The following is a 23,028-nucleotide window of genomic DNA, read 5'->3' on the forward strand; positions in this document are numbered from 1 at the left end:
GGTAGCCTAGGTTCATGGATCAATCTGCCGCAGTTTCCGCCCAGCAGCCCACGGTTGCAACTGCTTCCCAGCCCGCAGCCAAGCTCTCCGGCCTGCGATTCTCCAAGGGGCATGGAACCGGCAACGATTTCGTCCTGATCGCAGATCCCGCTGACAACCACACGATCACCCCGGAACAAGTCGCTCAGTTGTGCGACAGGCACCGGGGAATTGGTGGCGACGGGCTCATCCGTGCCGTTCCGTCCAGGTTCCTGCCGGAGGGCAGGGAACTCTTGGCACAGGATCCTGCCGCCGAGTGGTTCATGGACTACCGCAACGGAGACGGGTCACTGTCGGAGATGTGCGGCAACGGCGTCCGGGTCTTCGTTCATTTCCTGATTGAGGAGGGCCTGGTGGAACTGGCACCCGGCCAGGTCCTCACCATAGGAACCCGCGGAGGCATCAAGAAGATTGTACGGACCGACCACGGTTATGCCGTGGACATGGGCCCTTGGGAGTTCATCTTCCCTGCCGAAGCCACCAGCAAAGCCATGGATGCCTTGGTCAGCGCCGAGGGACTTGAGGTTGCCAGGCCAGGACTGTCGGTGAGCATGGGTAATCCGCACACGGTGGTGGCGCTGGCGGAAATGGCCGAGTTGACCTCCACCCAGCTGTACAAGGCGCCGGTGGTGGATCCCAAGCCCGTCAACGGGACCAATGTGGAGTTCGTTGTCCCCGCAGAACCACTGGTCCACGATGGCGTGGGAACCATCACCATGCGGGTCCACGAACGTGGCGTGGGCGAGACGCAGTCCTGTGGAACAGGTGCATGCGCTGCGGCCGTCGCCATCCGGCATTGGGCGGGCAGCACCGCACCCAACGCCTGGAACGTGAACGTTCCGGGGGGAGTGGTGGGAGTCAAGTTCTTCCCGGGTGAAGACGGCAGGGAACACGTCGAACTGAGTGGCCCCGCTGTGATCGTTGCTACCGGGACGCTTTCCTGACCCGGAGGATCCTGAACGACTTGGACGTGCTTTCCCGGCTGACGCTGAAGGTGTTGTCCAGTTCCGTGGCCAACCACCGATGCAGCGAGTCTGAGCCAAGGTTCTTCTGAACCACCAGCCATGCACTGCCGCCTGGCGCCAGGCGGGGGAGCCAGGTGAGCAGCAAGGTGTGGAGTTCGGCTTTCCCGATGCGGATGGGCGGATTGGACCAGATAGTGTCGAACTCGACGGCGGGATCCACCTCATGCGGCAGGCTTGCCTTGACATTCGGCAGGCCCAGCGACTGCGCATTCTCGTTGGTCAGAACGATGCATCTCTCGTTGACGTCCACGGCATGGACCTGCGCAGAGGGCGCCATCAGCCCCATGGTGAGGGCAATCGGGCCCCACCCGCACCCAATGTCCAGCAGGTTGCCCTGCGGGGAGGGCGGGGGAACCTCTGCGAGCAGTATTGCAGTTCCTTTGTCGATCCCGTCTGGGCTGAAGATCCCGGATGAAGTGTGCACGTGGCGGGTCGCTCCGGCCAGTTCCACCGTGAGCGGCTTCCGGATAAAGGGACCGGCCGGTTGGGCGCTGAAATAGTGTGCAGACTCCATAATTTGCCAGCGTAGTTGCCCGTGGGGCCGCTTGGGAAACTGCAAGCACAGAAGGCCAATTTGACACCGGATGATAGTGTTGGATGCATGTTCTTGATCTTTGAGTAACCGGCCGTCCCACCGGCACCGCCCGCGACGCACGCCGTCGCTGATCTGGCTTCAACCGCACCTGCGTTGAACAGCATCAGCCACCGGCGATTCCGCCAGGCAGGATCCATCCGGCTCATCCGCCCACCGCTTCCCATCAAGGATACGGTGCCGCGGGCTCAGTAAAAGATCACCTCTTCCGCACTTGCCATCGCCCGGATACCGCTCCATTCAGGAATCGGTCGCCGCGTCGGCAGGCTGCCAAGAGTTGGCATTTTCCCGGCGCCGGGATGGTCCTCCGCAGCGGACTCCCGCTTGATGAAAAGCACCCGCTTGTTACAGCACGCACGGGGAAACCCGGCTGCCTGTTCAGATCACAGGAGGCCCTTTTGGCCCAATCCCGTCAGCCCAGCGCGAATACTGCCCCACGCGCACGCAATCAGCATTATTCTGGAATAGCCGAACAGTCTAAGGAGACCATGACCACCCAGAACCATTCCGGATCCGATTCCGACGCCCAGGACATGAGTCCTGAACAGATCCAGGCCGTCATCGACCGGATTCTTTCCAAGGATGTCCCCGCGCAGGCATCCGGGGACAACCAGGACAAAGGCGTGTTCGGCAAGGCCCAGGCCATCTCCACCCTTGATGAAGAGCACAGCGTCTACGACGGAGAGCAGGAAGACCTGGCCGAACGTCGCGCACTGCGCCGTGTTGCCGGCCTTTCCACGGAACTCGAAGACGTCACCGAAGTCGAATACCGCCAACTCCGCCTGGAACGGGTGGTCCTCGCCGGTCTCTGGACCGAAGGAACGCTGGCCGATGCGGAGAACTCGCTCCGTGAACTCGCGGCCCTGGCGGAGACGGCCGGGTCCGAGGTCCTGGACGGGCTTGTCCAGCGGCGTATGAAGCCGGATCCCGGTACGTTCCTTGGTTCCGGCAAGGCGCAGGAGCTCAAGGACATTGTTGCCGCCACCGGCGCTGACACCGTGGTGGTGGACACTGAGTTGTCCCCGTCCCAGCGCCGTGGCCTCGAAGACATCGTCAAAGTCAAGGTCGTGGACCGAACCACCCTGATCCTTGATATCTTCGCCCAGCATGCCAAGAGCCGCGAGGGCAAGGCCCAAGTGGAACTGGCACAGCTGGAATACCTGCTTCCGCGGCTTCGCGGCTGGGGTGAGTCGATGTCCAGGCAGGCCGGTGGCCAGGTGGGCGGCGCCGGCGCCGGCATGGGTTCACGTGGTCCGGGTGAAACCAAGATCGAACTCGACCGCCGCCGCATCCGTACGCGGATGGCCAAGTTGCGTCGGGAGATTGCCGCGATGAAGCCGGCGCGCGAGACCAAGCGGGCCAACCGCCGTCGTCATGCCATTCCGTCCGTTGCGATTGCCGGCTACACCAATGCCGGTAAGTCGTCCCTGCTGAACCGGCTGACTGACGCGGGAGTCCTGGTGGAGAACGCCCTGTTCGCTACCCTTGACCCCACGGTCCGCAGGGCGCAGACGCCCGACGGAATCGGCTACACGCTGGCCGATACTGTGGGCTTCGTCCGGTCGCTGCCTACCCAGTTGGTGGAGGCATTCCGCTCCACGCTGGAGGAAGTTGCCGATGCTGACCTGATCCTCCATGTGGTGGACGCTTCCCATCCGGACCCGGAAGGGCAGATCGCTGCTGTCCGGGCGGTGTTCACGGAAGTCGACGCCCGCAAGGTGCCGGAGATCATTGTCCTTAACAAGGTGGATGTCGCCGATCCCTTCGTCGTGGAGCGTCTGAAGCAGAAAGAGCCCCGTCATGCCGTGGTGTCCACCCGCACAGGGCAGGGCATCGCGGAACTGCTGGAAACGATCAGCCAGGCCATCCCGCGGCCCGGTGTCCGGCTGGACGTGCTCATTCCCTACAACCGCGGCGAGCTGATCAGCAAGCTCCACTCTTCGGACGCGGAAATCCTGAGCCTTGAGCACCAGGAAGACGGCACGCGCGTGGTGGCCATGGTCCGTGAAGGGTTGGCCGCTGAACTGGAGTCATTCGTCACCAATGGTTGAAAAGGTGGCGGCGGACGCCGTCGAGTCGCCGGGGGAGAAGTTCACCCTCGGGTTGCTGGAAAAGGCTGTTGCCGGGATGGGCGGCCAAAGCCGTACCGGGCAGCATGAAATGGCCAAGCACGTGACCCGTGCCATCGAGTCCGGGGAACATCTGTTGGTGCAGGCGGGGACGGGTACGGGCAAGTCACTGGCGTACCTGATTCCGTTGATCGCGCATTCCATGGACAGCAACAAACCCACGCTCGTGTCCACCGCCACCTTGGCCCTGCAGACACAGATTGTTGGCCGGGATCTTCCCCGGCTCCTGGAGACCATTGGCCCTGCCCTGGACCGTCCCGTGAACGTGGCGCTGGTCAAGGGCAGGGCCAACTACGTCTGCCTCCAGAAACTCGAGGGTGGTTTTCCCAGCGAGGAACCCTCCGAAGGCCAGCTCTTTTCGCTGGGCGAGGACACCAGTGTCCCGCACTTCGCAGCGTCTGTGGGTGGGCCGTCGTCGCAGTTGGGCAAGGAAGTGGTGCGTCTGAGGGAGTGGGCGGAGACCACGTCCACCGGTGACAGGGACGAATTGATGCCGGGCGTCACGGACCGGGCCTGGAGGCAGGTGTCCGTCACGTCCATGGAGTGCCTGGGAGCGCAGAAATGCCCCCTGGCAGAAGAATGCTTCAGCGAACAGGCCAGGGCCAGGGCTGCAGAAGCCGACGTCGTGGTAACCAACCATGCGATGCTTGCTGTCAGCGCTTTTGAAGGGCTTGCTGTCCTTCCCGAGTACGACGTCGTGGTGGTGGATGAAGCCCATGAGCTCCAGGACCGCGTGACCGGTGCTGTGTCGGGCCAATTGTCGGTGGCCATGGTGCACGCCGCAGCATCCAGTGCCCGGAAGCACACGGCGATTACCGTGGATGCCCTCAACGCCGCGGCCGATAGGCTGGACCTGGCAATTGCAGGAGTTCCCAACGGCTTGCTGCCGAACGGCCTGAACGATGAACTACTGGACTGCATCGACCAGTTGCGTGATGCTGCGCGTGCCGCGCTCTCGGACTCCAAGCCGGATTCGTCGGGCCAGAACGCGGTCGACGGCGGCAGGCAGCTCGCGCGGTCACGGCTTCTTCTCATCCTGGAACTGTCAGAGCGGCTGCTCGCTGCGAAGGAAAACCGCGAAGTCGTCTGGTTCTCCAGGAACAGTACATTCGATCCGCAGCAGGGTTACTCCCAGCCGGATGAAACCGCCCCCGCCCTGATCAACATCGCTCCCCTCAGTGTGGCAGGAAGGCTTAGGGAAGGGCTTTTCGCAGGCCACACCGTGGTGCTTACCTCCGCCACCTTGGCCATCGGATCCGCATTTGAGCCGGCTGCCGGGGGACTGGGACTTGTGGGCGACGGGGCGCCAAGCTGGACAGGCCTGGATGTCGGATCGCCTTTCGACTATCCAAAGCAGGGTGTGCTCTACGTCGCGCAGCACCTGCCCAAGCCCGGGCGCGGAACGTCCCCGGAAGCGCTCGATGAGCTGGAAGACCTGATCCGGGCATCCGGCGGCGGAGCACTGTGCCTGTTCTCTTCACGGCGGGCGGCAGAGGAAGCAGCTGACGCCATGCGCCTGCGACTCGATGACACCATTCTCTGCCAGGGTGAATCCACCATGGCCGCGCTGGTGAAGCAGTTCGCCGACGAACCGGATACCTGCCTTTTTGGGACCATGTCCCTGTGGCAAGGGGTAGACGTGCCCGGCGGCTCGTGCCGGCTCGTGGTCATTGACCGGATACCTTTCCCCCGTCCGGACGATCCTCTGATGACGGCAAGGTCGCGGGCTGTGGCACAGTCCGGCGGCAATGGCTTCATGGCCGTCTCGGCCACGCATGCCGCGGTTCGTTTGGCGCAGGGCGCCGGTCGGCTGATCCGTTCCACAGGGGACAAGGGGGTCGTCGCGGTCCTGGACCCGCGGCTTTCCACGGAGCGCTATGGGGCGTTCCTGCGTGCTGCCCTCCCGCCGTTCTGGGCGACGACGGACAGCAAGGTGGTCCAGGGCGTTCTGCGCAGGCTTAGTGCCTCCACGGGCTGACGCTCCAGGAGCGGGAACAGCCTGGAAGCCACAGCGGGCGCAGCGCCGAAGCTAGAGCGAGCGGAGAACTGAAACGACCTTGCCCATGATGGTGGCCTGGTCACCAAGGATGGGTTCGTACTGGGTGTTTTGCGGCAGCAGCCATGTGTGGCCGTCGCGTTGCCTGAAGGTCTTCACGGTAGCTTCGTCGTCCAGCAGCGCCGCCACGATGTCTCCGTTGACGGCGTCGTTCTGGCGCCGCACCACTACCCAGTCGCCGTCGCAGATCGCGGCATCGATCATGGAGTCGCCGGCGACCTTGAGCATGAACAGCTCGCCGTGGCCTACCAGCTGCCGGGGAAGTGCGAGGACGTCCTCTACGGTCTGGTCAGCGAGGATCGGACCGCCGGCAGCAATCCGGCCCACCAACGGAACCATGGCGGTGTCGCTCGCGCTGGCGAGTTCCGTGACGGCCAGCCCGCCGGTGGTGCGGAGGGTTGCGGGTGCTTCCACGCCCGGGATCGCGGCGCCACTGTCAAGCGTCAGGGGCATCAGGACTTCCATTGCCCTTGGACGCTTGGGGTCCCGGCGAAGGTACCCGAGTTTCTCCAGCTGGGACAGTTGGTGCGTGACGCTGGACAGGCTTGCCAGGCCGACAGTGTCGCCGATCTCACGCATGCTGGGCGGGTACCCGTTGTCATTGACTGACCGCTGGATGGTTTCCAGGATCTTCTTCTGACGGACGGTCAGGCTTTTGGGACTTTTCTGGGGCTGTTGGCTCCGCAGGGGTGCCCCGCCGCCGTTGGCCTTGGATGCCATGTACGCCATTGCCCTTCCGCTCCGCCCGGCCTCCACAAGGAGGTGTCCGGGGATGGGGGTCCGAAAAATGTCAGACCCTCCTGTTCCACTGGAACAGTGCTTGTTCCTTCAGTCAAACGTAGGTCAGGCGCATGCGTTTATCAAACATTTGTTCTAGCGAGTCTCGACATCGTTCGTTGATAAGTGCTAAAAATGTCATAGCAAGGTTCGAATATGTGTTCTATAAATCCTTGGCTCGCATGGAATGTCCGGACACTGCGTTCGAACATCGGTTCGGGCCGGGGGGGGGCACAAGAATTGGCAGCCTGTCCGGTTTCCGGCCCAGGCAATCGCTTAGAAGGGCTCAGCTCATGTACGCAGTCACCGCGTTCAGTGATTTCCGCAGTACCCCCGTTCCGGCCCGTATCCGGCTGACCCGGCGCGGCAGGATTGTCTTCTTCGGAATCCCGGCCATGCTGTTGGCAGCAGCCCTCCTGAGCCTGGCCGGTTTCATTACCTCTCCGGCCAAGGCATCGGATTCCCCATCCCAGCTCCAGCCGCCCGTGGCTGTCTCCGTGACAGTCCAGCCCGGCCAATCCCTCTGGGGTATTGCCGGGGCCGCCGCCCCGGACCGCGATCCGCGGGATGTCATCGCAGAGATCATCCAGCTCAACGACCTCCCGGGCGGCCGCATCCAGCCGGGCCAGCAGCTCTTCGTTCCCGCCGGCTGAGGTGCTTCCAGCTGTCACAGTTACCGGCGGGTCGCCGCGGCCCCTTAAACTGTGGTGGTGAGTGACCAGCTTGAGCGACTTGACCGCCTTCCCCTCCGGACCAACCTGCGTGGACTGAGCCCCTACGGCGCACCGCAGCTTGACGTCCCCGTCCTGCTCAACGTCAACGAGAACACCCATGGCGTCCCAGCCGACGTGCAGGCAGCCATCACCGAGGCCGTCGCCGCGGCTGCGACCAGCCTCAACCGATACCCGGACCGTGAGTTCACCGAGCTTCGGGTAGCCTTGGCCGAGTACCTCGGGCACGGCCTGTCTGCTGACAACATCTGGGCGGCCAACGGATCCAATGAGGTCCTTCAGCAGATCCTGCAGGCTTTCGGCGGCCCGGGACGCAAAGCACTGAGCTTCCCGCCCACCTATTCCATGTACCCCCTCCTGGCCAGCGGCACGGACACCGAGTACGTCAGCGGTGTCCGGGGAGAGAACTATGGGTTGGATGCCGCTTCTGCGGCCCGCCAGGTGCTCGAGACCGAAGCCAACATCGTGTTCCTGTGTTCCCCGAACAATCCCACGGGCACCGGCCTTGGCCTGGATGTCGTGGAGGCGGTTTACGAGGCCGGTGAGGCCAGCCAGGCAATCGTGATCGTGGACGAGGCCTATCACGAGTTCGCCCATGACAACACGCCCAGCGCACTGACGCTGCTGCCGGGCCGGGAGCGCCTCATTGTCTCCAGGACCATGAGCAAGGCTTTCGCCCTGGCCGGTGCCCGCATCGGCTACATGGCAGCCGCTCCCGAGGTAACGGATGCCATTCGACTGGTACGCCTGCCGTACCACCTGTCGGCTGTCACCCAGGCCACGGCCCTGGCCGCTCTGCACCACCGGGAAGCCCTCATGGCTGATGTGGAGGACATCAAAGTCCAGCGCGACCGGATTGTCACGGAACTCCTTCGCCTGGGCTTGAAGCCGGCCGCGTCGGACTCCAACTATGTCTTCTTCGGCGGCCTGGAAAACCCGCATGCCATCTGGCAGGGCTTGCTGGATGCCGGTGTGCTCATTCGTGATGTCGGCATCCCGGGGCACCTGCGCGTTACGGCGGGAACCGAGAAGGAAACCACAGCCTTCCTGGAAGCGCTGGAAGCACTGCTGGCCTGAGCCGGCCCGCCGGCCAACTAAACTTGTTACCAGAACCCACCCGAAACTTGTTGTAGAAGGACGTCCCAATGAGCGAAACCGGCGCTACGCCGTCCGCTGCCCGCACTGCACGCATGGAGCGCACCACCAGTGAGTCCTCCGTCCTGGTCGAAATCAACCTGGATGGTTCGGGTGTCTCGGACATCAGCACCTCGGTTCCCTTCTATGACCACATGCTCACGGCTCTGTGCAAGCATTCGCTGATCGACATGACCGTCAAGGCAACAGGGGACACCCACATCGACGCGCACCACACGGTGGAGGACGTCGCCATCACGTTCGGTGAAGTGCTTCGCACTGCGCTGGGCAACAAGGCCGGCATTCGCAGGTTCGGTGAGGCGACTGTGCCCTTGGACGAGGCCTTGGCCCACGCAGTGGTGGATGTGTCCGGCCGTCCCTACCTGGTTCACGGAGGTGAGCCCGCAGGCCAGGAGTACCACTTGATTGGTGGACACTTCACGGGTTCCCTGACCCGGCACGTTTTTGAAGCCATTACCCTGCACGCCGGCATCTGCCTGCACATGAACGTCCTTGCCGGCCGGGACCCGCACCACATCGTGGAGGCACAGTTCAAGGCCTTCGCCAGGGCGCTCCGGGCGGCTGTCGAGTCCGATCCGCGCGTCGAAGGCATTCCATCCACCAAGGGGGCATTATGAGCGGCCAGATCCTGAAGGACGGGGCGGTAGCGGACGCTTCCGCCGCCGTGAGGCCGGCGTCGCCGGAAGGCAAGCCGACCGTGACGGTGCTGGACTACGGTTCCGGCAACGTCAGGTCAGCCGTACGCGCCCTGGAACGGGCAGGCGCCGAGGTCATCCTTAGCGCCAAGCCTGAAGATGTGTTGAACGCGGACGGACTCCTGGTTCCCGGCGTGGGCGCCTTTGAGACGGTCATGCGGGAACTCAAGGCGGTAGACGGGATCCGGATGATCGGCCGCAGGGTGGCTGGTGGACGTCCTGTCCTGGCGATCTGCGTGGGCCTGCAGGTGCTCTTCGAAGCCGGTGTGGAACACGGCACCGAATCGGAGGGCATGGCAGAGTGGCCTGGCAAGGTCGAGTTGTTGCCCGCGCCCGTGGTGCCGCACATGGGGTGGAACACCGTGGATGTCCCGGAAGGCTCCAAGCTCTTTGCCGGCGTGGAGAATGAACGCTTCTACTTCGTCCACTCCTACGGCGTCCAGGACTGGAACTTCGATGTCGTCCAGCCGCGGATGACTCCGCCCCAGGTGACGTGGTCCGAGCACGGTGCACGCTTTATCGCTGCGGTGGAAAACGGCCCGCTCTGCGCAACGCAGTTCCACCCGGAAAAATCCGGCGATGCCGGGGCGCGCCTGCTGCGGAACTGGGTCGACAGTCTGCGCAGGCCCGGCTCCGATGCCGCCACGGTTCCCGCGGGCGGCGCTGCCTGACATGTGGTCCATTGTTTTGATGGGTCTTGCAGGCCTTTTGGTGGGCGGCGGAATTTCCTTCCACCAGCAGAAGAAGCCGTTGTGGGTATCCCTCTCCTTCTATGTGCTGGCGGCCATGTCGCTGCTGGCTGCCTATCTCCTCACCCTGCCAGGCAAGTAACCGGCCCGGCGTCCCAACGACTCCTAGGACACACATGACCACGTCGCAGCAAAACGTCTTGGAACTCCTGCCCGCCGTCGATATCGTCGATGGCCAGGCAGTCCGGCTCCTCCAGGGCGAGGCCGGATCGGAAACCAGCTACGGCACGCCGCTTGACGCAGCGCTTAACTGGCAGAACGCCGGTGCCGAGTGGGTCCATATGGTGGATCTCGATGCTGCGTTCGGCCGTGGAAACAACGCCGGGCTGATCAGCGAGGTCGTGTCCCGGCTCAACGTCAAGGTGGAGTTGTCCGGCGGCCTGCGTGATGACGAGTCGTTGGAACGCGCCCTGGAGCTGGGCGTTGAGCGCGTCAACCTCGGTACTGCGGCACTGGAGAACCCGGAGTGGACCCGGCGCGCCATTGAGCGCTTTGGTGACAAGATCGCCGTCGGGCTGGATGTCCGGGGAACCACCCTTGCGGGCCGCGGCTGGACCAAGGAGGGCGGCGACCTCTGGGAGGTGCTGGCGCGCCTGGAGGACGCCGGATGTGCACGCTATGTGGTGACGGATGTGACCAAGGACGGCACGTTGCAAGGTCCCAACGTGGACCTGTTGCGCCGGATGGTGGAAAGGACCGGCAAGCCGGTTGTGGCGTCCGGTGGAATTTCCAGTCTGGAGGACCTGCGGGTCCTCCGTGAACTGGTGCCCCTGGGTGTCGAGGGCGCGATTGTGGGCAAAGCCCTTTACGCCGGTGCGTTCACGCTGCCGGAAGCCCTGGATGTAGCCGGCCGACGCTGATGCCGCACGAACAGCACCAAGGCCAGGGCCGGCGGGAGCTGCCTGGACACATCGCCGCTGCCTTGGCAGGCGCCGGGGGAGCCACGGACTCTGCAGGCCAACCATGGGCCGGTCGCAGCTTGCAGGGCGAGGACGCCAGGATCCACAATTTCGAGGACGACGACGGCACAGCCGATCCGGGTTACCTCGCCGCAGTTTGCGCCCTGCTGGACGGTACCGGCGGTGAAGCGGGGGTAGTTGCTTCGCTGGCCACCGCCAGGGTCTTTGTTCCGGTGGTAGCCCAGCTTGCCCAGGAAGCCGAAGGCGTCGACGGGCTGCACGCAGACAAGCAAGCTGATATGGCATTGGTCACACTGAAGGCGCCCGATGGCCGCACGGCGATGCCGGTGTTTACCTCCGCTGCCGCTCTGGAAGCCTGGCACGCTGAGGCGCGTCCCGTGGCTGTTTATGCGGCCCGCGCCGCACTGTCAGCGGTCTCGGAGGGGGCCCAGCTTCTGGTGCTGGATCCGGGCTCGGACTTCACGTTTGTTGTAAGGCGCCCGGCGATGTGGGCCCTTGCCAAGCAGCGGGACTGGACGCCGTCATACCTTGATGATCAACTGGAGTCTGCTCTCGCTTCGGCAGCCACGGCCTTCCCGGCAGTGCGACGGGTGGAAACGCGTCCGGGCGCCGGCGTGGCTGCACGGGCCGCGGATGGACAGGTGGTGTCCGGTGGTGGTGCGGGTCCGGAACTCCAGGTGGTGCTCTACCTCGAAGACGGGCTGGACGCCGGCGCCGTCCAGCAGCTCGTGTCCGGCCTCAACGAGGCCTGGGCAAACATGGAGGCCTTCGCTGAGGGCGTGGACTCCATTGAAGTAAAACTGCAGCGTGCGGCGCAGGAGCCCGGGCTGCACTAACGGCAGCACCCGTTCATCCCGGGGCTGCCCCGGGGGAACAAGAGGAAAGAAGCTGTGAACTTCGCTCTCTACAAAGAGATGCTGGCCATCCGTCCGGTGAGGCGGTTGCTGCTTGTGGGCATGGTGGCGCGGATTCCGCACTCGGCGGCCGGTGTCCTGCTGACGCTGCATATCGTCATGACGCTGGGAGAAGGCTACGCTGCCGCCGGCGCCGCCGCCGCGGTCATGACCATCGGCATTGCCGTTGGTGCCCCGTGGCGTGGCCGGCGGGTCGATACGGTGGGCCTCAGGAAAGCGTTGATACCTTCCGTCGTGTCGGAGACGGTCATCTGGTCCATCGTTCCGCATGTGTCATATTCCTGGCTGCTGCCCCTGGTCTTTGTGGGCGGGCTGTTCACCTTGCCCATTTTCAGCGTCGTCCGGCAGTCGCTTGGCGTCATGGTGGATGGCGAGCAGCGCCGGTCCGCGTACGCACTCGATTCCATCGCCACCGAACTCGTCTTCATGATTGGCCCGGCGATTGGCGCGGTGGTGGCCACCAGCGGCTTTTCGGCGCTCGGCCTGACCGCTGTGGGAATCTCCGTGTCGGTGGCCGGCTTGTTCCTGATGTGGTTCAACCCGCCGACCAGGAGCGAGGACGCCTGCACGCCGGAGGAGTCCGCGGAACGTGCCGCGGACGACCTCGCCGCAGCTGAAGCCGCGATGGTGGCCTCGGCGCCTGGCCACGTGCAGGAGGCGGCGTCGGAGATGGCTCCCGCCGCCTCGCGGACGGCGGCCCTGCGCCACAGGGTCGCACGGAACTTCACGTGGTTCACGGTCTCCGTAGCTGCGCTGTTCGCCGTGGCTGCCGGTGCGGGCATGGTGCTGAGCGGCTCGGATGTGAGCATTGTGGGGCTGCTTGAACGCGGTGGCCACGAGAACCAGATCGGCATTGTGTTCTTCTTCTGGTGCGCGGCATCGGTGGTGGGCGGTTTGATCTATGGCGGCATGAAGCGGCAGGTTTCGCCCATGCTGCTCCTCCTCGGCATGGCCGCCCTGACCATTCCCATGGGTTTTGCCCAGGACACCTGGTCGCTCGCACTGCTGTCCATCCTGCCCGGTTTATTGTGCGCTCCGGTCCTGTCGGCGTCATCGGAGAAGGTCGCGGACCTCGTGGATGAGGAACGCCGTGGCGAGGCCATGGGCTGGTATGGCTCCGCACTGACTGCCGGAGTGGCCTTGGGTTCGCCCCTGGCCGGTGTCTTCATCGACTCCGTGGGTCCTTGGGGCGGTTTCGCTGCCGTGGGCTCGGCCGGGGTTGTGCTCTGCTGTGCGGGACTGGTCCTGATGTCGCTGCGGCGTCGGTCCGCCCGGGTCTGATCGCGGCATCCCCGGGCGGCGGTATGGCCGCACCGTTGGGGCTTCAGCCGGCTGGTGGCCACAACCAGGCGATAAACCACGACGGCGGGCCGAACCTTGTGGGTTCGGCCCGCCGTTTGGCTATTGCAGGCTCGTGGGGGAGGTCAGTTGACCGGCCCGGTGAACTTTTCGCCCGGGCCCTTCCCGGGAGCGTCCGGAATCAGGGAAGCTTCGCGGAAGGCCAACTGGAGGGACCGCAGCCCGTCCCGCAAGGGACCGGCGTGCTGCGAGCCGATTTCCGGAGCGGCAGCCGTGACCAGTCCAGCCAGGGCGGTGATGAGCTTGCGGGCTTCGTCGAGATCCTTCAGATCGTCCGCGTTGGGGTCGTCGGCAAGTCCCACCTTCACTGCCGCAGCGCTCATGAGGTGCACGGCGCCGGTGGTGATGACCTCTACGGCGGGGACTTCTGCGATGTCGCGGATCTGCTGGGAAACTCCGGAACCGGCGGGAGCGTCATCGCTGTAGGAGTTGCGGGAATTGCTGTCTTCAGTGCTCATACTGGTAAGCTTGACACAGACCGACTGGAAGTCGTTATTCAGCATGAATGGTCCCGCCGCGTGCAATGTGCACTGGGCGGGTTATTTCTGTAGAATTGATTTTCAGTTTGCAAGCGGAGTTCTCTCCCACCCGCGTCAGCCGCTCCCTCCGGGACAGATCCCAACCGGGACAAGAGGTTGCCGGGTACTTGGTCGGACACAAGCAGGGCGGTTGCCGTGCGGGTGTGGGCAGGCCCTGGTTTCAGGGCCCGCTGAACCGATCTTTGAGGCCTTCGATTGCACCTGCAATTGGAGGCCTTCTCTATTTGCCGGTGAACTCACCACAACCACAGGAGCTTTAACATTAGCGAGCCAAGAATCAATGAGCGTATCCGCGTCCCCGAGGTGCGGCTGGTCGGCCCTGCCGGCGAACAGGTAGGAATTGTCCGCATCGAAGACGCCCTGCGTCTTGCTGCCGAATCCGATCTCGATCTCGTTGAAGTTGCCCCGCAGGCCAAGCCCCCTGTGTGCAAGTTGATGGACTTTGGCAAGTACAAGTACGAGGCAGCGGTCAAGGCCCGGGAAGCCCGGAAGAACCAGACCAACACGGTTCTCAAGGAAATCCGTTTCCGCCTGAAGATCGACAAGCACGACTACGAAACCAAGCGGGGGCACGCACTGCGCTTCCTCGGCGCCGGTGACAAGGTCAAGGCCATGATCCAGTTCCGTGGCCGTGAGCAGCAGCGCCCCGAAATGGGCATCCGCCTGTTGCAGCGCTTCGCCGAAGATGTTGCCGAGGTTGGCGTTGTCGAGTCGAGCCCGCGTATCGATGGCCGCAACATGGTCATGGTGATTGGTCCGCTCAAGAACAAGGCCGAAGCCAAGGCTGAGGCCCGCCGCGCAGCACAGCGCGCCGAAGCCAAGGCACAGAACGAGGCCAAGGCCGCCGCGCGGGTGGACACCTCGGGCGACCAGGGACCGATGACGCAGACCCTTGGCGACCTTCTTCCGGCAGGGCTGGTGGGTTCCGCCGGGGAGCCTGACCAGGACACCGCTGCCCCCGTGGCCGAGGACGCCCAGGCATCCGTCGCCGTTGAAGCGCCGGCCCAGGAAGCCCAGGCTCCTGAGGCAGAGGCTCCTGTGGCCGCAGCCGCACCGGCTCCGGTTGAGGAAACCCAGGCCGAGGCCGCACCGGCTCCGGTTGAGGAAACCAGGGCCGTGGCCGAGGAATCCAAGGCTGAAGCTGTGGCGCCGGCAGCCGCGGAGGCAGCTCCGGCAGCGCAGGCTCCCAAGCCCGCAGTTCCTGCCGTACCGAAGCCGGCTGTTCCTTCGGCTCCGAAGCCAGTGGCAAAGCCTGCAGCACCCAAGCCGGGTGCACGGCCGGCAGCGCCCAAGGCCACGCCGAAGCCTGCTTCACGCAAGACCAACTAGTTCGACGCCTCGGAGGCCCTGCCTCCACGGCAAGCAACCAGCACGCCGGCCCCAGCAGGCCGGCTGCACGAAAGAACTGCGGACACTGTCCGCGGATACGTAAGGAGATCGGTTCCCATGCCGAAGATGAAGACCCACAGCGGTGCTAAGAAGCGCTTCAAGCTGACCGGCACCGGCAAGCTGAAGCGCCAGCAGGCCAACCGCCGCCACTACCTGGAGCACAAGCCCACCACCCTGACCCGCCGCCTCGCCGGCGACAAGATCGTCTTCAAGGGCGATGCCAAGGTCATCAAGAAGATGCTGGGCGTCTAAGTTCCAAGCACTTTGGTTGCCGCCGTCCGGCGGACACCGACTACACCAAAAGCCTTCTCAGGCCGCCGGGTTTCCCGGCAGTAGCAGCTTGGGATAAAGATTTCTGAAGGAGTACGCACGTGGCACGTGTGAAGCGGGCGGTCAACGCCCACAAGAAGCGCCGGGTTGTCCTCGAACGCGCCAAGGGTTACCGCGGTCAGCGTTCGCGCCTTTACCGCAAGGCAAAAGAGCAGCTGCTGCACTCGTTTGTTTACAGCTACGGCGACCGCCGCAAGCGCAAGGGCGACTTCCGCCGCCTCTGGATCCAGCGCATCAACGCCGCATCCCGCGCCAACGGCCTCACCTACAACCGCCTGATCCAGGGCCTGAAGGCTGCTGAGGTTGAGGTTGACCGCCGCATGCTTGCTGAGCTGGCTGTCTCGGACGCCAACGCATTCGCTGCCCTGGTGAACGTTGCCAAGGCTGCCCTGCCGTCCGACACCTCCGCTCCGGCGGCCAAGGCCGACGTTGCAGCTCCCAAGGCTGCCAAGGTTGCTCCGGCTGCCGCCACGGCTACCGCTGTCAAGGCTGTTGTTTCCGAGAAGCCGGCCATCGATGGCGCTGTTGCAGCCGTTGACGGCGAGGGTGCTCCGGAGGGCTTTGCCATCAAGGGCAACGCCGAGTCCAAGAAGTACCACGTTCCGGGTTCCACCTGGTACGAGAACACCGCTGCTGAGTACTGGTTCTCCACCGTTGAGGCTGCCAAGGCTGCAGGCTACGAGCCCGCAGGTGGCGAAGCCCGCCAGCAGATCAAGAACTAGTCGCACCTGCGGCTAAAGTTCTTTATATGAACAACACCGGACGCCCGCAAGACTTTCCGATGACCAACCCCCGAGCAGATCGGGTGAAGGATGTCGCAAAGCTTGCCGGGCGTCCGGCGCGTTTAAAGCGTGGTCGCTTCCTGGCCGAAGGTCCGCAGGCGGTACGTGAGGCGTTGGTCCTTCACCGTGAACGGACAGCGGCGGGAGGATCCGCCGTCGTGCATGAAGTGTACGCGAGCCAGGCGTGCCTCGACCGGCTCCCGGAACTGGACGACCTCGCCCGGGGTACCCGGCTGCGCCTGGCTACAGACGACGTCCTGTCCGCCATGGCGGATACCGTGAACCCGCAAGGCATCGTGGCGGTCTGCTCCTTCGTTGACGTCGGGCTTGAAGACGTCCTCGACGCCGGCCCGCAACTTCTTGCCGTGATGTGCCAGGTCCGTGACCCGGGTAATGCGGGGACGGTCCTGCGCGCGGCGGACGCCGCCGGGGCGGACGCCGTCATCCTCACCGGTTCCAGCGTGGATATTTACAACCCGAAGGCGGTCCGTTCCACTGCGGGTTCGTTGTTCCACCTGCCCGTAGTGCTCGGTGTGGAGGTGGCTGACCTGGTGGCCCGGTGCAAGGAGCGCGGGATTGGTGTCCTTGCGGCCGACGGGTACGGATCCGTGAACCTGGACCAGTTGCAGGATCAGAACGCCGCCCGCCGGATGGGCGTGGGCAGTGCACCCTCAGAGTACGCCCTTGAAGATCCCACGGCCTGGCTCTTCGGGAATGAGGCCCAGGGGCTGTCCGACGCCGAATTGGCGTTGGCCGACCATCGGGTTGCTGTGCCTGTATACGGGGCGGCCGAAAGCCTCAATCTGGGTACCGCGGCCACCGTATGCCTCTACGCCAGTGCCCGGTCGCAGCAGGGCGCCCGGGTCGTGAATGCTTAAAATCCCCGGACACGGGTACGGTATTGCTTGCAAGATCAGACGATGACGACTCTTCTTGGCACAGACAATACTTTCCCGAAACCGAAGAGGTGAAGCTTTCGTGGCTGCTAGTGGCGGTACCAAAGCAATCGTGGCGGCCCTTGCCGCGAACCTGACCATCGCCGTACTCAAATTCATCGCGTTCATCCTGACGATGTCATCGTCCATGCTCGCCGAGGCCATCCACTCGGTGGCCGACTCAGGCAACCAGGTGCTTCTCCTGGTGGGCGGCAAGCGCGCCAAGCGTGCTGCAAGCGCCGAGCATCCCTTCGGCTACGGCCGCGAACGGTATATCTACGCTTTCATCGTGTCCATTGTGCTCTTCAGCGTCGGTGGCCTTTTTGCGTTGTACGAGGCATGGGAGAAGTTCCAGCACCCGCACGGCATCGAGGGTGACTTCTGGTGGGTTCCGTTGGCTGTCCTGGTGGGTGCCATCATCGCGGAGTCGTTCTCGTTCCGGACGGCCATCATCGAATCCAACCACGTCCGTGGCAAGCAGGGCTGGGTGTCGTTCGTTCGCAACGCCAAGCAGCCGGAGCTGCCGGTCATCCTGCTGGAGGATCTCGGTGCACTCCTGGGCCTCATATTCGCCTTGTTCGGCGTCGGCCTGACGCTGATTACCGGCGATGGCGTGTGGGATGCCCTGGGTACCGCCATGATCGGCCTCCTGCTGGTGGCGATCGCCGTGGTCCTGGCGCTGGAAACCAAGTCGCTGCTGCTGGGGGAGTCCGCCACCAAGGACGACGTCGCCCGGATCACGGGAGCCCTTGAGGCTGACGGAACACGCATCATCCACCTCAAGACCCTGCACCTGGGACCGGACGAGTTGCTGGTTGCTGCCAAGATCACCATGGGTGCCGCTGATACCGGCCAGTCGATCGCCAAGGTAATTGACGACGCCGAGCAGCGCATCCGTGCGGCGGTTCCGATTGCCCGGGTCATCTATCTGGAACCGGACCTGGAACGCGTGAAGGCGTAGTCAGGTCCGTTCAGGAAGAAACCGGAAAAGCCATGGGCTCCGCAGGTGCGGAGCCCATGGCTTTTTGTCTTTGCAGGGGGCCAGGATTCGCAGCCTTGTGCCGCGACTGGACCGGGCTGCCTTCAGGACGCGAGCGGTCTCCTGCGTTCCAGCAGGCCACTGACCACGGCGACCCCCAGGCCGAGGACGGCCAGGACGGCGCCCACCAGGGCGGGGGCCACGTACCCCCAGCCCCAGGCGATGACTGTGCCGCCGAGGAAGGCACCCAGGGCGTTGGCGATGTTCAAGGCCGAGTGGTTGAGGGATGAGGCCAGCGACGCTGCCCCGGGTGCCGCATCCAGGAGGCGGGTCTGCAGCGCCGGAGTCAGCATGGATCCGATGCCACCTACGACGAAGGCCATGGCGAACGCTGACCACGCCCAGTGGGCGGCCACCGCGTAAACGACCAGGGCAAGTGCGATGCCCGGCATGATCCAGTAGATGGTGCCCATCACCGAACGGTCCGCGAGGCGTCCACCGATGATGTTGCCCACCACCATGCCCAGGCCGTACAGCGCCACCACGGCCGGGATGAGGCTTTCGGGGATACCCGCCACGCCGGTCATGGTGTGGGCAATGTAGGTGTAGACGGCGAAGAAACCGCCAAAGCCGATGATGCCGATCAGGAGTGCCAACCACACCTGGAGCCGTTTGAGTGCGCCAAGCTCCCGGCGGATACTGGCCTCCGGGTGGGCGGCTTCGAACGGCACGAATTTCCATACCATGGCTACAGTTGCCAGCCCGATGGCGCCCACGATGACGAACAGCAGCCGCCAGCCGAAGGTTTGGCCCACCCACGTAGCCAAGGGCACGCCGATGACATTGGATACCGTGAGCCCGGCCATGACCATGGAGATGGCCCAGCCTCGCTTGGTGGGGGCCACCAGCCCTGCGGCGATGACCGCGGCCACACCAAAGAAAGCGCCGTGGGGCAGGCCCGAGGCGAACCGTGAGAGCAGCATCAAGCCATAGTCAGGCGCGATGAACGACGTGAGGTTGGCGATGGCCAGGAACAGCATCAGGCCGAGGGCGAGGTGTTTTCTGGGCAGCTTGGCACCAAATGCGGCGAACACCGGTGCTCCGATGACCACTCCCAGCGCATAGGCGGAGATCAGGTTGCCGGCCTCCGGCGTGCTGATCTGCAGACCCTGCTCCACTTCCTTGAGCAGGCCCATCATGGCGAACTCGGTGGTGCCGATCGCAAAACCGCCCATGGCCAGGGCCAGGATGGCGAGGCCGAGGTGGGGCTTCTTTCGGACGGTTGGGGCGGTCGGGGACACGGTGGTAGTCATAAGCCTGCTTCTGGGTTGCCTGGCGGCTGGGAGAGTCGGAGAAATCCGATAACAAGCTTAGTCGTGATGACGCTGCCGGAAGGGTCTCTTGTGACGAGGCCCATGCTCCAGGGCACCTAGACTGTTTCCGTGACTGGATTGATCAACGTCGTGGGCGCCGCAATCGTCGATTCCCTGGAGAACCCCCGCATGCTGCTGGCCGCCCGGCGCACTTCGCCACCGCACCTGGCGGGGATGTGGGAATTCCCGGGCGGAAAAATTGAGGATGGCGAACAGCCCGAAGCGGCCTTGCACCGCGAACTGAGCGAAGAGCTTGGCGTAGAGGTCCGGTTGGGGGTCGAATTGCCGTCCGGGGAGCCCCGCGGATGGCCGCTGAATGAGCGTGCTGTGATGCGGGTATGGTTCGCCGAGGTGCTTGAGGGCGAGCCACGGCCCTTGGAAGACCACGACGAACTGCGGTGGATGCCGCTGGACCAGACCGGCGGTGCCTTGGAACTTGACTGGATTCCCGCCGACTTTCCGATAGTGCGCGCGCTCCTGGATCACGCCGGGGCCGCTGTGCCTCTTGGCGGCTCAGAACAGGGGTTGCTGCCCGGACAGTGACGGACTGGTGCCGCGGGGGTCATCCGCCGATACATCCGGACCCGCCCCCGGAGAGCGCGCGTTCCGGTGGCTGAAGCCATGAGAACCTGAGAAACCATGCTTGCCCTTGAAGTAGTTGATGCGTCCGGCCAGCCAGCTCCTGTATTCGGTGGACGCGTAGGAACCCTTGCCGTAAAGCCTCCGGTAGCGGCCCACGAGTTCCGGGTGGTGCGAAGCGAGCCAGTCCATATACCACTCGCGGGTACCGGGCTTGAGATACAGAGCCCCGGCCGTGACGCCGGTGGCACCTGCCTTGGCCAATTCGCCGAAGAGGGCATCCAGGGCTTCATCCGAATCAGTCAGCCAAGGGAGGATGGGCATGGCCATGACACCGCAGCCCAGACCTGCGTCCCGCAAGCGGGATATGAGCTTCAGCCGTGCTTTGGGGGAGGGCGTTCCAGGCTCGATGACATCGGCCAGGTCCTGGTTGGTCATGGCCAGGGAGATGCCAAGGTCTACGGGGACCATCGTGGCGGCGTGCTTGAGCAACGGGATATCCCGGGCCAGCAACGTGCCCTTGGTGAGAATGGAGAAGGGCGTCCCTGACTCTGCCAGTGCACGGATGATGCCCGGCATGAGGGCGTAGCGGCCTTCGGCCCGTTGGTAGGGATCCGTGTTGGTTCCCAAGGCCACCTGGTGCCTGCCCCATGAGGGCTTTGACAGTTCCTTCCGGAGGACCTCTGCTGCGTTGATCTTCACTACCACCTGCGAGTCGAAGTCCCGTCCGGCGTCGAACTCAAGATAGGTGTGGGTCTTCCGGGCAAAACAGTAGACGCACGCGTGGCTGCAGCCCCGGTAGGGATTCACGGTCCATTCGAAAGGCATGTTCGAACCCGGTGGCACCTTGTTGAGCACTGACTTGGCGGTGACCTCATGGAAGGTGACTCCGGAGAATTCGGGTGTAGAGATGGAACGCACAAGCCCGGCCAGCGGGATCAGTGCGTCCATGGCCGGGGCAGGGCCAGGAGCAGGATTGCGGTCAATCCCGGAATCCGGTTCACGCGTCGGTGAAAGTGCTTGCGCGTCCCATCTCATGAAGTCTATTCGAATATATGTTCTAAGTTAAGTCAAGGATTGGCGCGGCTTGCGACCGGCCATTGCTAAGGTGGCTTCATGATTCTGCTGACGGGTTTTGAGCCCTTTGGAGGCGACACCCTCAATCCGTCATGGCAGGCTGTGCTGGGAGCAAGGGGCATCCTCGCCGGGGAAGGGCATGAGGTGGAAGCGGTCCAGTTGCCCTGCGTCTTCAATGAGTCCCGGGAGGCCCTCGCCGAAGCCATGGGCCTGCTGGATCCGGAACTGGTCATCAGCGCCGGACTTGCAGGGGGCCGGGCCCGGATCTCCCTGGAGCGGGTGGCGATCAACTGTGATGACGCGCGCATCCCTGACAACAAGGGGAGGCGGCCCGTGGACCAAGCGGTCGTGGAGGGCGGCCCTGCGGCCTACTTCACCACACTGCCCATCAAGGCCGCCCTTCGCGATCTTCAGATTGAAGGAATCAAAGCCGACATTTCACAATCGGCCGGTACCTACGTTTGCAACCATGTTTTCTACGGACTGATGCACCACCTGGCCACCTCGGGCCGACAGGCGCGTGGCGGCTTCGTCCACGTCCCGTGGCTCCCCGGGCAGGCCGGAACCCAAGGGCCGTCCATGGAACTGGACCAGATGGCCCGCGGGTTGGCGGTTATCGCGAAGACCGCACTGGCAACACCCGTGGATGCGCGCCTCGCCGGCGGCGCCCTCCACTGAAGACGGCCCTTCCGGACCCGCGTCCGCCGATTACCCGTCCAGGAGTTCCCACTCCACCACCACGCCCGCAGTCACCGACGTTTCCCCGGCCTCCAGGGGCAATGCCTCTGCAGCGTACGCCCGCACCATTCCCCCCATGGGGACGGGCGCAGCATGAGAGGGCTGCTGGGAGATGGCAACCACCCGGCCCAAGGTTGCGGAGGCCAGAGCCGCGTACTGTTCCGCGCTCCCTCGAGCGTCCTTCCACGCCGCCTCCCGGGCCCGGGCCTCCACCTCGGCGGCATCGGCAAAGCCCTGTTCAACCCCGTTGATCCGGATATCGTTTCCGCCGGCTGCAACAGCCGCGGCAATGGCGGCCGGGGCCTCGGCGTGGGACCGGATTCCCACCTGCAGGGTGGTGGACGCGACGTACGCGGTGACCTTTTGGCCTTGCCCTTCCACCCACACGAGATCCGCCCGCAGATTCAGGCCGCTGGTACGGAGGTCGGCGTCCCGGATGCCGGCCGCGCGCAGGCTGTCGCCGACCGCGGCAGCCGCCCTCCCGGCGTCGTCATAGGCAGCTGCCGCCGAATCCCTGCGGGTCTCCACCCCCAAGGTCAAGGTAACCAGGTCCGGAACCGCTGTGGCGCTGGCCGTACCCGTGACGGTAATGGTGCGTTTCATGACTCAACCCCGTTCTTTGTGCCTGCAGTCCTGGTGATGTCTGTCCTGACATAGCCTCCCGCCGCCAGGCCCGCCTGGCGCTCAAAGAAGTTCTTCGACGCCGGATCGCCGGCGCTGGCCAGGGACCAAGCCGCCGCCACACCATAGGCGAGCAGGAACGGCAGACCCAGGCAGTAGGCATATTGGGTGCTGTGCCGCTCCTCGTGACCCAGGAGGAGCGCGCTGCGTCCTGCCTCGCCTGCGGGTGCCCGGTAGAGAATGACATTGCCTACGGTGAATGCACCGGCGTGGGGGAGCCTCCACCTGTAACCGGAAGCGATCAGCAGCCCGCGGGGGCCGGGGGCCACGCGCGACCGGGACGCGGCCGCAACCAGGAGGCCCAAGGGCGTGCTCAGGTTCAGGACGTTGGCGACCTGGCGCAGGCGCTGTCCGGGAGTCATGAGGCCATGCTAAACCCCACGCCAGTCTTCGACGCCACCGCCCGAACCGGTTAAAACCGGCCCACCACGTTCAATTAGACTGAAGGGAGTGTCCGCAGTCCGGGGTGAGCTTCGGCGCGAACA

25 protein-coding genes are annotated in these 23,028 nt (G+C 64.4%); 18 read left to right on the top strand and 7 right to left on the bottom strand.

The features are described 5' to 3' along the window. Positions 1–14 precede the first annotated feature (14 nt). Entirely contained in the window at positions 15–983 is a 969-nt protein-coding gene (gene dapF / locus ACUYMZ_RS09035) for a diaminopimelate epimerase (protein WP_481602812.1), read from the top strand. Here dapF and ACUYMZ_RS09040 read toward each other — a convergent pair. Beyond that, positions 964–1,578: a class I SAM-dependent methyltransferase gene (locus ACUYMZ_RS09040; protein WP_481602813.1), complete on the bottom strand. Its 615-nt coding sequence runs from the start codon at positions 1,576–1,578 to the stop codon at positions 964–966. The genes dapF and ACUYMZ_RS09040 overlap by 20 nt on opposite strands. Before the next feature lie 566 nt (positions 1,579–2,144). Here ACUYMZ_RS09040 and hflX point away from each other — a divergent pair. After that, positions 2,145–3,707, top strand: coding sequence for a GTPase HflX (gene hflX / locus ACUYMZ_RS09045; RefSeq protein WP_426006864.1), 1,563 nt, complete (start codon positions 2,145–2,147; stop codon positions 3,705–3,707). After that, entirely contained in the window at positions 3,700–5,763 is a 2,064-nt protein-coding gene (locus ACUYMZ_RS09050) for an ATP-dependent DNA helicase (RefSeq protein WP_481602814.1), read from the top strand. Before hflX ends, ACUYMZ_RS09050 begins: the two co-directional genes overlap by 8 nt. 51 nt (positions 5,764–5,814) lie before the next feature. Here the strand turns inward: ACUYMZ_RS09050 and lexA are convergent, their stop codons facing one another. Then, a complete protein-coding gene (lexA, locus tag ACUYMZ_RS09055; protein WP_426007512.1) occupies positions 5,815–6,561 on the bottom strand; it encodes a transcriptional repressor LexA in 747 nt (248 codons plus the stop codon). 350 nt (positions 6,562–6,911) lie between these two features. Between lexA and ACUYMZ_RS09060 the strand changes: the two genes are divergently transcribed. From ACUYMZ_RS09060 to ACUYMZ_RS09095, 8 genes are all read left to right on the top strand, one after another. Next, complete coding sequence (locus ACUYMZ_RS09060; RefSeq protein WP_481602815.1) at positions 6,912–7,271, top strand: LysM peptidoglycan-binding domain-containing protein; 360 nt, start codon at positions 6,912–6,914, stop codon at positions 7,269–7,271. A 57-nt stretch (positions 7,272–7,328) separates the two neighbouring features. Then, positions 7,329–8,426, top strand: a complete 1,098-nt coding sequence (locus ACUYMZ_RS09065; RefSeq protein ID WP_481602816.1) for a histidinol-phosphate transaminase — start codon at positions 7,329–7,331, stop codon at positions 8,424–8,426. Between the two features lie 68 nt (positions 8,427–8,494). Next, positions 8,495–9,121 carry an imidazoleglycerol-phosphate dehydratase HisB gene (gene hisB, locus ACUYMZ_RS09070; protein WP_089594411.1) on the top strand — a complete coding sequence of 209 codons (627 nt, stop codon included), beginning with the start codon at positions 8,495–8,497 and terminating at the stop codon, positions 9,119–9,121. After that, a complete protein-coding gene (hisH, locus tag ACUYMZ_RS09075; protein ID WP_481602817.1) occupies positions 9,118–9,870 on the top strand; it encodes an imidazole glycerol phosphate synthase subunit HisH in 753 nt (250 codons plus the stop codon). Before hisB ends, hisH begins: the two co-directional genes overlap by 4 nt. A 19-nt stretch (positions 9,871–9,889) precedes the next feature. Continuing rightward, positions 9,890–10,030: a hypothetical protein gene (locus ACUYMZ_RS09080; protein ID WP_426007642.1), complete on the top strand. Its 141-nt coding sequence runs from the start codon at positions 9,890–9,892 to the stop codon at positions 10,028–10,030. A gap of 34 nt (positions 10,031–10,064) precedes the next feature. Next, positions 10,065–10,808, top strand: a complete 744-nt coding sequence (priA, locus tag ACUYMZ_RS09085) for a bifunctional 1-(5-phosphoribosyl)-5-((5-phosphoribosylamino)methylideneamino)imidazole-4-carboxamide isomerase/phosphoribosylanthranilate isomerase PriA (protein ID WP_426006873.1) — start codon at positions 10,065–10,067, stop codon at positions 10,806–10,808. Further along, positions 10,808–11,704 carry an SseB family protein gene (locus ACUYMZ_RS09090; protein WP_481602819.1) on the top strand — a complete coding sequence of 299 codons (897 nt, stop codon included), beginning with the start codon at positions 10,808–10,810 and terminating at the stop codon, positions 11,702–11,704. Before priA ends, ACUYMZ_RS09090 begins: the two co-directional genes overlap by 1 nt. 54 nt (positions 11,705–11,758) lie before the next feature. Then, positions 11,759–13,063, top strand: a complete 1,305-nt coding sequence (locus tag ACUYMZ_RS09095; RefSeq protein ID WP_442424150.1) for an MFS transporter — start codon at positions 11,759–11,761, stop codon at positions 13,061–13,063. A 143-nt stretch (positions 13,064–13,206) separates the two neighbouring features. On the opposite strand, the gene ACUYMZ_RS09100 is transcribed toward ACUYMZ_RS09095, so the two are convergent. Beyond that, positions 13,207–13,599 (bottom strand): DUF1844 domain-containing protein, encoded by a 393-nt coding sequence (locus tag ACUYMZ_RS09100; RefSeq protein ID WP_426006877.1) that lies wholly within the window; start codon positions 13,597–13,599, stop codon positions 13,207–13,209. Between the two features lie 384 nt (positions 13,600–13,983). On the opposite strand from ACUYMZ_RS09100, the gene infC reads away from it, so the two are divergent. From infC to ACUYMZ_RS09125, 5 genes are all read left to right on the top strand, one after another. Further along, positions 13,984–15,009 (top strand): translation initiation factor IF-3, encoded by a 1,026-nt coding sequence (gene infC, locus ACUYMZ_RS09105; protein WP_481602823.1) that lies wholly within the window; start codon positions 13,984–13,986, stop codon positions 15,007–15,009. A 117-nt stretch (positions 15,010–15,126) separates the two neighbouring features. After that, positions 15,127–15,321, top strand: coding sequence for a 50S ribosomal protein L35 (rpmI, locus tag ACUYMZ_RS09110; protein ID WP_347110628.1), 195 nt, complete (start codon positions 15,127–15,129; stop codon positions 15,319–15,321). A gap of 119 nt (positions 15,322–15,440) precedes the next feature. Then, positions 15,441–16,121 (top strand): 50S ribosomal protein L20, sunset domain variant, encoded by a 681-nt coding sequence (rplT, locus tag ACUYMZ_RS09115; RefSeq protein ID WP_481602826.1) that lies wholly within the window; start codon positions 15,441–15,443, stop codon positions 16,119–16,121. A gap of 26 nt (positions 16,122–16,147) precedes the next feature. Next, positions 16,148–17,059 (top strand): TrmH family RNA methyltransferase, encoded by a 912-nt coding sequence (locus tag ACUYMZ_RS09120; protein WP_481602828.1) that lies wholly within the window; start codon positions 16,148–16,150, stop codon positions 17,057–17,059. 100 nt (positions 17,060–17,159) lie between these two features. Beyond that, a complete protein-coding gene (locus ACUYMZ_RS09125) occupies positions 17,160–18,077 on the top strand; it encodes a cation diffusion facilitator family transporter (RefSeq protein ID WP_426006885.1) in 918 nt (305 codons plus the stop codon). A 122-nt stretch (positions 18,078–18,199) separates the two neighbouring features. On the opposite strand, the gene ACUYMZ_RS09130 is transcribed toward ACUYMZ_RS09125, so the two are convergent. Then, the gene (locus ACUYMZ_RS09130; protein ID WP_481602831.1) at positions 18,200–19,408 is read right to left on the bottom strand and encodes an MFS transporter; all 1,209 of its coding nucleotides are present in this window, start codon (positions 19,406–19,408) and stop codon (positions 18,200–18,202) included. 129 nt (positions 19,409–19,537) lie between these two features. Between ACUYMZ_RS09130 and ACUYMZ_RS09135 the strand changes: the two genes are divergently transcribed. Next, on the top strand, positions 19,538–20,011 hold the full coding sequence (locus ACUYMZ_RS09135; RefSeq protein ID WP_481602834.1) for a (deoxy)nucleoside triphosphate pyrophosphohydrolase: 474 nt from the start codon (positions 19,538–19,540) through the stop codon (positions 20,009–20,011). On the opposite strand, the gene ACUYMZ_RS09140 is transcribed toward ACUYMZ_RS09135, so the two are convergent. Then, a complete protein-coding gene (locus ACUYMZ_RS09140) occupies positions 19,982–21,085 on the bottom strand; it encodes an Rv2578c family radical SAM protein (RefSeq protein WP_481602838.1) in 1,104 nt (367 codons plus the stop codon). The two genes, ACUYMZ_RS09135 and ACUYMZ_RS09140, sit on opposite strands and share 30 nt — an antisense overlap. A gap of 78 nt (positions 21,086–21,163) precedes the next feature. Between ACUYMZ_RS09140 and pcp the strand changes: the two genes are divergently transcribed. Next, complete coding sequence (pcp, locus tag ACUYMZ_RS09145; protein WP_481602842.1) at positions 21,164–21,802, top strand: pyroglutamyl-peptidase I; 639 nt, start codon at positions 21,164–21,166, stop codon at positions 21,800–21,802. Between the two features lie 30 nt (positions 21,803–21,832). Here pcp and ACUYMZ_RS09150 read toward each other — a convergent pair whose 3' ends face one another. Together ACUYMZ_RS09150 and ACUYMZ_RS09155 are read right to left on the bottom strand one after the other, a co-directional pair. Next, positions 21,833–22,465, bottom strand: a complete 633-nt coding sequence (locus ACUYMZ_RS09150; protein WP_481602844.1) for an SIMPL domain-containing protein — start codon at positions 22,463–22,465, stop codon at positions 21,833–21,835. Then, a complete protein-coding gene (locus tag ACUYMZ_RS09155) occupies positions 22,462–22,905 on the bottom strand; it encodes a hypothetical protein (RefSeq protein ID WP_426006894.1) in 444 nt (147 codons plus the stop codon). Before ACUYMZ_RS09155 ends, ACUYMZ_RS09150 begins: the two co-directional genes overlap by 4 nt. Positions 22,906–23,028: the final 123 nt, after the last annotated feature.

Source organism: Arthrobacter sp. T572 (genome assembly GCF_056780115.1).

Bases quoted from the DNA above. Each gene is read 5' to 3' on its own strand.
- ACUYMZ_RS09120 (WP_481602828.1), top strand. From the start codon at position 16,148: ATGAACAACACCGGACGCCCGCAAGACTTTCCGATGACCAACCCCCGA.
- pcp (WP_481602842.1), top strand. From the start codon at position 21,164: ATGATTCTGCTGACGGGTTTTGAGCCCTTTGGAGGCGACACCCTCAAT.
- lexA (WP_426007512.1), bottom strand. From the start codon at position 6,561: ATGGCATCCAAGGCCAACGGCGGCGGGGCACCCCTGCGGAGCCAACAG.
- ACUYMZ_RS09140 (WP_481602838.1), bottom strand. From the start codon at position 21,085: ATGAGATGGGACGCGCAAGCACTTTCACCGACGCGTGAACCGGATTCC.
- ACUYMZ_RS09100 (WP_426006877.1), bottom strand. From the start codon at position 13,599: ATGAGCACTGAAGACAGCAATTCCCGCAACTCCTACAGCGATGACGCT.
- ACUYMZ_RS09040 (WP_481602813.1), bottom strand. From the start codon at position 1,578: ATGGAGTCTGCACACTATTTCAGCGCCCAACCGGCCGGTCCCTTTATC.
- rpmI (WP_347110628.1), top strand. From the start codon at position 15,127: ATGCCGAAGATGAAGACCCACAGCGGTGCTAAGAAGCGCTTCAAGCTG.
- ACUYMZ_RS09130 (WP_481602831.1), bottom strand. From the start codon at position 19,408: ATGACTACCACCGTGTCCCCGACCGCCCCAACCGTCCGAAAGAAGCCC.
- ACUYMZ_RS09150 (WP_481602844.1), bottom strand. From the start codon at position 22,465: ATGAAACGCACCATTACCGTCACGGGTACGGCCAGCGCCACAGCGGTT.
- hflX (WP_426006864.1), top strand. From the start codon at position 2,145: ATGACCACCCAGAACCATTCCGGATCCGATTCCGACGCCCAGGACATG.
- hisB (WP_089594411.1), top strand. From the start codon at position 8,495: ATGAGCGAAACCGGCGCTACGCCGTCCGCTGCCCGCACTGCACGCATG.
- ACUYMZ_RS09090 (WP_481602819.1), top strand. From the start codon at position 10,808: ATGCCGCACGAACAGCACCAAGGCCAGGGCCGGCGGGAGCTGCCTGGA.
- ACUYMZ_RS09080 (WP_426007642.1), top strand. From the start codon at position 9,890: ATGGGTCTTGCAGGCCTTTTGGTGGGCGGCGGAATTTCCTTCCACCAG.
- ACUYMZ_RS09155 (WP_426006894.1), bottom strand. From the start codon at position 22,905: ATGACTCCCGGACAGCGCCTGCGCCAGGTCGCCAACGTCCTGAACCTG.
- hisH (WP_481602817.1), top strand. From the start codon at position 9,118: ATGAGCGGCCAGATCCTGAAGGACGGGGCGGTAGCGGACGCTTCCGCC.
- priA (WP_426006873.1), top strand. From the start codon at position 10,065: ATGACCACGTCGCAGCAAAACGTCTTGGAACTCCTGCCCGCCGTCGAT.
- ACUYMZ_RS09060 (WP_481602815.1), top strand. From the start codon at position 6,912: ATGTACGCAGTCACCGCGTTCAGTGATTTCCGCAGTACCCCCGTTCCG.
- ACUYMZ_RS09050 (WP_481602814.1), top strand. From the start codon at position 3,700: ATGGTTGAAAAGGTGGCGGCGGACGCCGTCGAGTCGCCGGGGGAGAAG.
- dapF (WP_481602812.1), top strand. From the start codon at position 15: ATGGATCAATCTGCCGCAGTTTCCGCCCAGCAGCCCACGGTTGCAACT.